The organism is Noviherbaspirillum denitrificans, assembly GCF_002211445.1.
Taxonomy (GTDB): Bacteria; Pseudomonadota; Gammaproteobacteria; order Burkholderiales; family Burkholderiaceae_D; genus Noviherbaspirillum; species Noviherbaspirillum denitrificans.
The window spans coordinates 2,619,753-2,627,759 of record NZ_LSTO01000001.1 but is presented as its reverse complement, the minus strand read 5'-3'; the positions used below and the strand labels follow the sequence as shown (position 1 = coordinate 2,627,759).

At 62.8% G+C, this 8,007-nt stretch carries 6 protein-coding genes; 4 read left to right on the top strand and 2 right to left on the bottom strand.

Annotated features, from left to right (window positions below; translation table 11 throughout):
* The 4 genes from AYR66_RS12815 to AYR66_RS12800 form a co-directional block, all read left to right on the top strand.
* Positions 1–317: ANTAR domain-containing protein (locus AYR66_RS12815; RefSeq protein WP_141104237.1), on the top strand; the 317-nt coding region annotated here is incomplete at its 5' end.
* A 151-nt stretch (positions 318–468) separates the two neighbouring features.
* The gene (locus AYR66_RS12810; protein ID WP_088707790.1) at positions 469–2,394 is read left to right on the top strand and encodes an acyl CoA:acetate/3-ketoacid CoA transferase; all 1,926 of its coding nucleotides are present in this window, start codon (positions 469–471) and stop codon (positions 2,392–2,394) included.
* Between the two features lie 229 nt (positions 2,395–2,623).
* On the top strand, positions 2,624–5,473 hold the full coding sequence (locus AYR66_RS12805; RefSeq protein ID WP_088707789.1) for a putative bifunctional diguanylate cyclase/phosphodiesterase: 2,850 nt from the start codon (positions 2,624–2,626) through the stop codon (positions 5,471–5,473).
* 377 nt (positions 5,474–5,850) lie between these two features.
* The gene (locus AYR66_RS12800) at positions 5,851–6,675 is read left to right on the top strand and encodes a Crp/Fnr family transcriptional regulator (RefSeq protein WP_088707788.1); all 825 of its coding nucleotides are present in this window, start codon (positions 5,851–5,853) and stop codon (positions 6,673–6,675) included.
* A gap of 47 nt (positions 6,676–6,722) precedes the next feature.
* Here the strand turns inward: AYR66_RS12800 and AYR66_RS12795 are convergent, their stop codons facing one another.
* Positions 6,723–7,262 carry a GNAT family N-acetyltransferase gene (locus tag AYR66_RS12795; protein WP_088707787.1) on the bottom strand — a complete coding sequence of 180 codons (540 nt, stop codon included), beginning with the start codon at positions 7,260–7,262 and terminating at the stop codon, positions 6,723–6,725.
* A 7-nt stretch (positions 7,263–7,269) separates the two neighbouring features.
* Positions 7,270–8,007 (bottom strand): putative bifunctional diguanylate cyclase/phosphodiesterase (locus tag AYR66_RS12790; protein ID WP_141104236.1); only part of this gene is annotated, 738 nt, incomplete at its 5' end.

Here is an 8,007-nt window from a genome sequence, read left to right as displayed (position 1 = left end):
GCGGTTTCAATGTCGTGGGCGATGGCAACACAACTCCCGCCAGCATGGCCGCCATGGTCAAGCTGCATCCGCAGCTGGTCTGCATCGACCTCGGCGGCACCGATGAAGCCGCCTTCGAAAAGCTCGCGACGATCCGCGCCGGGCTGCCGAAAGCCGTCGTCTTCCTCGTTTCCGGACAGTTCGACGCCGCCACCGTGCAAGCCGCCGCCGAGCGCGGCGTCCACGGCTTCATCGTGAAACCTTTCAACGCCGTCAACGTCCTCACCAGCATCCGCAAGACCATCATCAAGCTGGCACGGCAGCACAGCACCCTCTAGGGAACCAAGCTCCTTCCACGCATCAAAGCACGAATCCGGCGGCCCGCTGCGCCGCGGCAGCCTGCTTTTGATCCTGCCGTCAAGTATCCCCGATCAAGGAAGTTGCCGGCCGGACTGCCTACAATGGACTTCTCTTTGAAAGGTCACACCCATGAGAAAGAAAGTCGTATCCGCTGCTGAAGCGATCGCCATCCTGCACGACGGCGACACCCTGTGCTGTTCCGGTTTCGGCAGCAACGGTGTGCCGGTCGAACTGCTGCTCGCGCTGGAAAAGCGCTTCCTCGAAACCGATTCGCCGAAGAACCTGACGCTGCTGTTCGGCGGCGGTCCCGGCGACGGCGGCGAGGGCGGCGTCAACCATGTGGCGCATGAAGGCTTGCTCAAGCGCGTGATCGGCGGCCACTACGGCCTGGTGCCGAAGATCGGCAAGCTGGCGCTGGAAAGCAAGGTGGAAGCCTACAATCTGCCGCTGGGCGTGATCTCGCACATGTTCCGCGACATCGCCTGCGGGCTGCCCGGCACCGCGTCCAAGGTCGGCCTCGGCACCTTCGTCGACCCGCGCCTGGAAGGCGGCAAGATCGGCACCAAGACCACGGAAGACCTGGTCAGCGTGGTCGAACTGGGCGGCAAGGAACTGCTGTACTACAAGACCTTCCCGATTTCGGTCGCCTTCATCCGCGGCACCAGCGCCGACCCGGAAGGCAACATCACGATGGAACGCGAAACGCTGACGCAGGACGTGCTGGCTGTGGCCACCGCGACCAAGAACAGCGGCGGCTTCGTGATCGCTCAGGTGGAGCGCATCGCCGAGCGCGGCTCGCTCAATCCGCGCCGCGTGAAGGTGCCGGGCGTGCTGGTCGACTGCGTGGTGGTCGCCAGCCCGGAAAACCATCCGCAAAACCTGAACGGCAGCTACAACCCGGCCTTCTCCGCCGAGGTGCGCGTGCCGCTCGACGCGCTGGAAGCAATGCCGCTCGACGAGCGCAAGGTGATTGCGCGCCGCGCCGCCTTCGAGCTGCTGCCCAACTCGGTGGTCAACCTCGGCATCGGCATGCCGGAAGGCGTGGCGGCGGTGGCCAATGAAGAAAAGATCCTGAAGTACATGACGCTGACCGCCGAGCCGGGCGTGATCGGCGGCGTGCCGGCTTCCGGCGTGAACTTCGGCGCCGCGGTCAATCCGGATGCCGTGATCGACATGAACCAGCAGTTCGATTTCTATGACGGCGGCGGTCTCGACCTGGCCTGCCTCGGCCTCGCCGAATGCGACCCGTCGGGCAGCATCAACGTCAGCCGGTTCGGCCCCAAGCTGGCCGGCGCCGGCGGCTTCATCAACATCACCCAAAACAGCCGTACCGTGGTCTTCGTCGGCACCTTCACCGCCGGCGGACTCAAGACCAAGGTGGAAGGCGGCAAGCTGCAGATCCTGCAGGAAGGCCGCGCGCGCAAGTTCGTCAACAAGATCGAGCAGGTGACCTTCAGCGGCCCCTATGCCGCGAAGACCGGCCAGAACGTGCTGTACGTGACCGAGCGTTGCGTGTTCAGGCTCACGCCGCAGGGCATGGAACTGATCGAGGTCGCGCCGGGCGTGGACATCGAGAAGGACATCCTGGCGCAGATGGACTTCAAGCCCATCATCAACAATCCGGTACAGATGGATGCGCGCATCTTCGTGGACGAGCCGATGAAGCTGAAGGACACCCTGCTGTCGATCAGCCTCGAAGACCGCATGCAGTACGACGCGAAGAAGGGCGCAATGTTCTTCAACTTCCAGGGCCTGCGCGTGATGAACCACAAGGATGTCGAGGACATCCGCCATGCCGCGGAACGCCTGTGCCAGCCGGTCGGCCGCAAGGTGAAGGTCATCGTCAACTACGACGACTTCCAGATCGACGAAAGCATCTCGGACGAATACTGGGCGATGGTGCAGGACTTGCAAGACAAGTACTACACGCATGTGTCGCGCTACACCACCAGCGCGTTCCTGCGCATGAAGATGGGCACCGCGCTGGAAAGCCGCGGGCTGGCGGCGCATATCTTCGAGACGCAGCAGGAGGCGATGGAGTCGGCGGCGGATTGATGCGGCAGTTCGGGAGCGGGCGCGGTTCTTCGGACCGCTCCCCTCTTTCCCCGTCATCCCCGCGAAAGCGGGGATGACGAGTTGCCAATTTCCGAATCCTGCCCGCGCCTTCACCCCGCCAAAACCTATCCGGGATCATGGTCCACCAGCGGCACATATGCTGAAATGACCCTTTTGCCAAACGGTTATAAGCGTCACGTAACCAACCAGCAAGTCACTTCCAACGCCAATGGACACCAGCAACGGAAAGCGCTTCAACCTTCGACGCTATTACTCGCTCGTCAGCTTCGCCTTCATCCTGCTGATTGCCATTGCGCTCGGCTGGATCAGCCACCATTTCGCGGTCGCCGAACTGCTTTCCCTGAGCGAGCAGAAGAACGTCGCGCTCGCCACCACCTTCCGCAATTCCCTCTGGCCGCAATTCGACCAGTTCGTCCGCAAGTCCTACGGCTTGTCCGCGGATTCCCTGAAGGCTTCGCCCGAGTTGCCCATCCTGCGCAACCATGCGGTGTCGCTGATGCGCGATACCGACGTGGTCAAGATCAAGCTGTACAACCTCGACGGCGTGACTGTCTTCTCTACCGACATCAAGCAGATCGGCCAGCAGAAGCGCAGCAACGGCGGCTTCCAGGCGGCGCGCATCGGCCATGTCGCCAGCGAGCTGACGCACCGCGATACCTTCGATGCCTTCGAGCACGTGATCGAGGACCGCGACCTGGCGTCGAGTTACCTGCCCATCCAGGACGAGTCGGGCGACATCGTGGCGGTGTTCGAGCTGTATTCCGACATCACGCGCTTCGTCCAGCAGATGGAAGAAGCCCTGTTCTATGTCGTCGGCACAGTGGTCTTGCTGCTCGCGGCGCTGTACGCCGTCCTGTATGCCGTCGTGGCGCGCGCGCATCGCATCATCCTTCGCCAGCGGCAATCGCTGGAGATCGCCAACAGCCTGCTCGATACCCGTGTGCGGGAACGCACTACCGCGCTGGTGGAAGCCAACCGCGACCTGAGCGAAAAGATCATCGAGCGCCGCCGCGCGGAAGAAGAAGCGAAACTGCTGCTGATCGAAAAGGACGCGATCCTCAACAACATCGCGGAAGGCGTGGCCTTCCTGTGCAGCCGCACGGTCCTCACCTGCAACCAGCAGATGGAAGCGCTGTTCGGTTTCCATGAAGGCGCCTTCATCGGCAAGCATATCAACCGGCTGTTCGGCGCCCTCTACCGCCAGTCCGGACTGACGCGCGACATCCTCGTCGAGCTGAAACAGGGGTCGATCTTCCGCCGCGAACTGGAACTGGCGCGCCGCGACGGCACCTGTTTCTGGGCCGAGCTCACAGTGCGCCCGCTGGCCATGGATATGCCGGGCGGCAGTGTGTGGGTGGTGTCCGACATCAGCGAACGCAAGAAAGCGGAAGAGCGCATGCGCCTCGCCGCCAAGGTGTTCGACAACACGCAGGAAGGCGTGACCATCACCGATCGCGACACGCAGATCCTCGCCGTCAACAAGGCATTTACCGAAGTGACCGGATTCACGGAGGAGGAAGTGCTCGGCATGCGCCCGTCGTTGCTGCAATCCGGGCGGCAGGACAGGACGTTCTACGATGAAATGTGGCGCTCGCTCGACCAATGCGGCCAGTGGAAGGGCGAGATCTGGAACAGGCGCAAGAGCGGCGAACTCTATCCCGAGTGGCTGTCTATCAGCACGGTGCGCAACGACAGCGGCGAAGTGTCGCATTACGTGGGCGTATTCTCCGACATTACCGAGATCAAGCGTTCGCAGGAGAAGGTCAGCTTCCTTGCGTATCACGATCCGCTCACGCAGTTGCCGAACCGCCTGCTGTTCCACGACCGCCTGGCGCAGGCCATCCAGCGCGCGGAACGCGAGGAGACAATGTTCGCGGTGTTCTTCATCGACCTCGATCATTTCAAGAACATCAACGATTCGCTCGGCCACCATGTCGGCGACCGCCTGCTGAAGACAGTCGCTGAGCAGATGAGTGCGCAGCTGCGCAAGGCCGACACCATCGCCCGCCTGGGCGGCGACGAATTCATCGTCATGGTCGAGGAAATCGACGGCGCGCACGACGCCGCGCTGGTGGCGGAAAAACTGACTGCGGTCTTCCAGAAGCCGATCGCACTTGAAGGCCACGAACTCTACGTCACCTCCAGCGTTGGCATCTGCCTCTATCCGCTCGACGGCGCCGATCCGAACACCCTCGTGCGCAACGCCGATGCGGCGATGTATCGCGCGAAGAACCATGGCCGCAACCAGTTCCATTTCTATGAACAGGAAATGACGGCCTACGCATTCGAGCGCCTGGAGCTTGAATCGGCGGTGCGCAAGGCGCTCGCGAACGAAGAATTCTTCCTCTGCTACCAGCCGCTGATCGACCTCGGCACACGCAGGATGTCCGGCGCCGAAGTGCTGGTGCGCTGGAACCATCCCGAACAGGGTGTGCTGCCGCCGGCGCGCTTCATCTCGCTGGCGGAAGATTCGGGACTGATCGTGCCGCTCGGTGAATGGGTGCTGCGCACCGCATGCCGTCAGCTCCGCGCGTGGCGCGACGACGGCTTCGATGTGCCGAGGGTGGCTGTCAACATCTCCGTGCGCCAGCTGGAACGCAAGGGCTTTGCCGCGCTGGTCGCCGCCATCCTTGACGAGTGCGGACTGCCGGCCTCGTCGCTCGAACTGGAGCTGACCGAGTCGGTGCTGATGGAAACCGAAGAAGCCTTCGAGGTGCTGGAAGAACTCGACGCCCTCGGCGTGCGCCTGTCGGTCGATGACTTCGGCACCGGCTATTCTTCGCTCAGCTACCTCAAGCGCCTGCCGGTGCACACGCTGAAGATCGACCGATCCTTCATCATGGATGTCGCCGAGCACGGCAACAACCAGGCCATCGTGCGCGCCATGATCGCGATGGCGAAGACCCTCGGACTGGAAGCGGTCGCGGAAGGTGTGGAAAGCGCCGGACAGGCAGAATTCCTCACCGGCGAAGGCTGCGACCAGGCGCAAGGCTACCTGTTCGGCAAACCGGTGCCATCCGACGCATTCCGCCTCGCCTGGGCTGCCGCCGAGGTGTAACAAAACGCAACTGCCCCATTCAGGGGCAGCATGTCTTCACAGAAAATTCCTACATGGACTAGCGCTGCCTTGGTGCAGCGCTAGGCCGCCAGAAACAAGCGCATGCGCCTTCGTCCCGTGTTTTGTAACACTCGGAAACAACTTTGAAAAATTGACGTTCCTCAATTTTGTAGGAATATTCCGAACGCTTTTCTCCGTTCTCCGACAGTCGTTTTCATCCGTCCGCTGATTACGAGAAAGCGAACGCACGGACATAATTCTCCTCACTGATTTCCGCCTCGCAAAACACCACGGCCGCCCAAGCCGACGGCGTCACCAGCGGTTAATTTCCAAGAGCACGAAAGCCTGAACAACTATTCTTCAAAGAAGGATTCGCAATGCTGACAACCCAACTCTCCGATGCACGTCCCGCCCCGCTATCCCTGGCGACGCCCTCGCCCTCCGGCGCCGCCTGGCAGCGCCAGGCCAAGCTGTGGTCCAGCCTGAAAGAAGTGTGCGACCTGCTGCGCATTCCCGCCAAGCTCGGCACCGACGATTTCCAGTTCCAGCACATGCAGTTCAAGGCCGGCCAGCGCATCCACACCATCGGCCAGCCCTTCGACATGCTGTATGTGGTCAACTCCGGCTTCCTGAAGACCGTGATGATCGACGAACTGGGCAACGAGCAGGTGCTCGGCTTCCCGATGAAGGGGGACATGTTCGGCATCGACGGCATCCATCGCAAACAGTACGCTACGGAGACGGTGGCACTGTCCAACTGCGATGTGATCCTGATCCCGTTCAAGGTCTTCGCCGGCCTCGGCCGCAGCCATCCGGAACTGGAAGCATCGATCTATGCGGTGATGAGCCGCGAACTGGTGCGTGAACAGGCGATGGTCGGCACGCTCGGCTCGCTGTCCGCCGAAGCGCGGGTGGCACGCTTCCTCGTCTTCCTGTCGGAGCGCTTCAGCGAGATGGGCTATTCCGGCACGCAGTTCAACCTGCGCATGACGCGCCAGGAAATCGGCAACTACCTCGGCCTGACGCTGGAAACCGTCAGCCGCACATTCTCCGCCTTCAACACCATCGGCCTGATCTCGGTGGACCAGCGCGCGATCGTCGTGCACGACCTGCAATCGCTGCGCACGCTGCGCCGCCTGCCGCCGTCGCGCGTGCGCGCCAAGGCGGAAGCGAAGGCGAAGCCGGCTGCCGCTGCCGCCTGAGTCACTCCCGAGCAATGAAAGCCACCGCATGCAGATGCGGTGGCTTTTTATTTTTGCGCTTGCAGCGAACGGCACATGAAGCGCCAGCGCGCGTGGAACGCGGGCGGGACTTCCGTGCCTTCGTACGGCGCGCAATCAGTGAACCCACTGTTTTCATAGAGGCGATGCGCCGCCGCCATGAATGGCGCGGTGTCCAGGAAGACGTGTCGGTAACCGAAGGCAGCCGCGTCCGCAAGCAGGCGTTCGACGATCGCCGCGCCGAGATTCATCCCGCGATATTGCCGGCGAAGATAGACGCGCTTGATCTCCGCCGCGCCAGCATGCAGGAACCGCAGCCCGCCCATGCCGGCAAGCGTGCCGTCGACTTCGATGAGGTAGAAGATGCCACGCGGAGGCGGGTCGCCGCAGACCTGGCCGATGACGGCAGGGGCGTATTCGCTTGCAGGCGTGCCGGCAACCTCGCTTTGCGGGATGCCGAAGTGGCGGCCGATTCCCTCGAACACCCAGGTCAGGTATTCGACATTCAGTTCAATGAGTTCGACTGCATGCGCGTTAGCATCGGCAACGATGAACCGGTGCGCAGGCATCGCCCGATTATGCGGTGACCGGCGCGGCGAACAGGCGCGCCAGGTCCGCGGCGGGCATCGGCCGTCCCAGCAGGAAGCCCTGCAGCATGCCGCAGCCGGCCGCGCGCAGGAACTCCGCCTGCTCGCGCGTTTCCACGCCTTCCGCCACCACCTTCAGTCCCATCTTGTTGGCGATCGCAATGATGGCTTCGGTGATCGCGATGTCGTCTTCATCGTGCGGAATGCCCATCACGAAACCGCGGTCGATCTTGAGGCTGTCGAGCGGATATTGCTTGAGGCTGACCAGCGATGAATATCCCGTTCCGAAATCGTCGATCGACAGCGCCGCGCCCATGCTGCGGATGCGGTCGAGCATGCGCACCGCTTCCGGCGGGTTGTGCATGATGGTGCTTTCGGTGATCTCGAATTCGAGGCGCGAGGCCGGCAGGCCGCTTTCGTCGAGAGCGCCGCGGATGGTGTCGAGCAGGTCGCCGGAAGAAAACTGCCGGGCGGACAGGTTGACCGCAATGTGGCCGAAGTCCATTCCGGCGTCGAGCCATGCCTTGCCCTGGCGGCAGGCTTCACGCAGCACCCAGGTGCCGATCGGCACGATCAGGCCGTTCTGCTCGGCCATCGAAATGAAGGTGCCCGGCAGCACCAGGCCGAGCTCGGGATGGCGCCAGCGGATCAGCGCCTCGACGCCGGCGACGGCGCCGGTGGATGCGGAGAACTGCGGCTGGTAGTGCAGCTCGAACTCGCCGCGGTC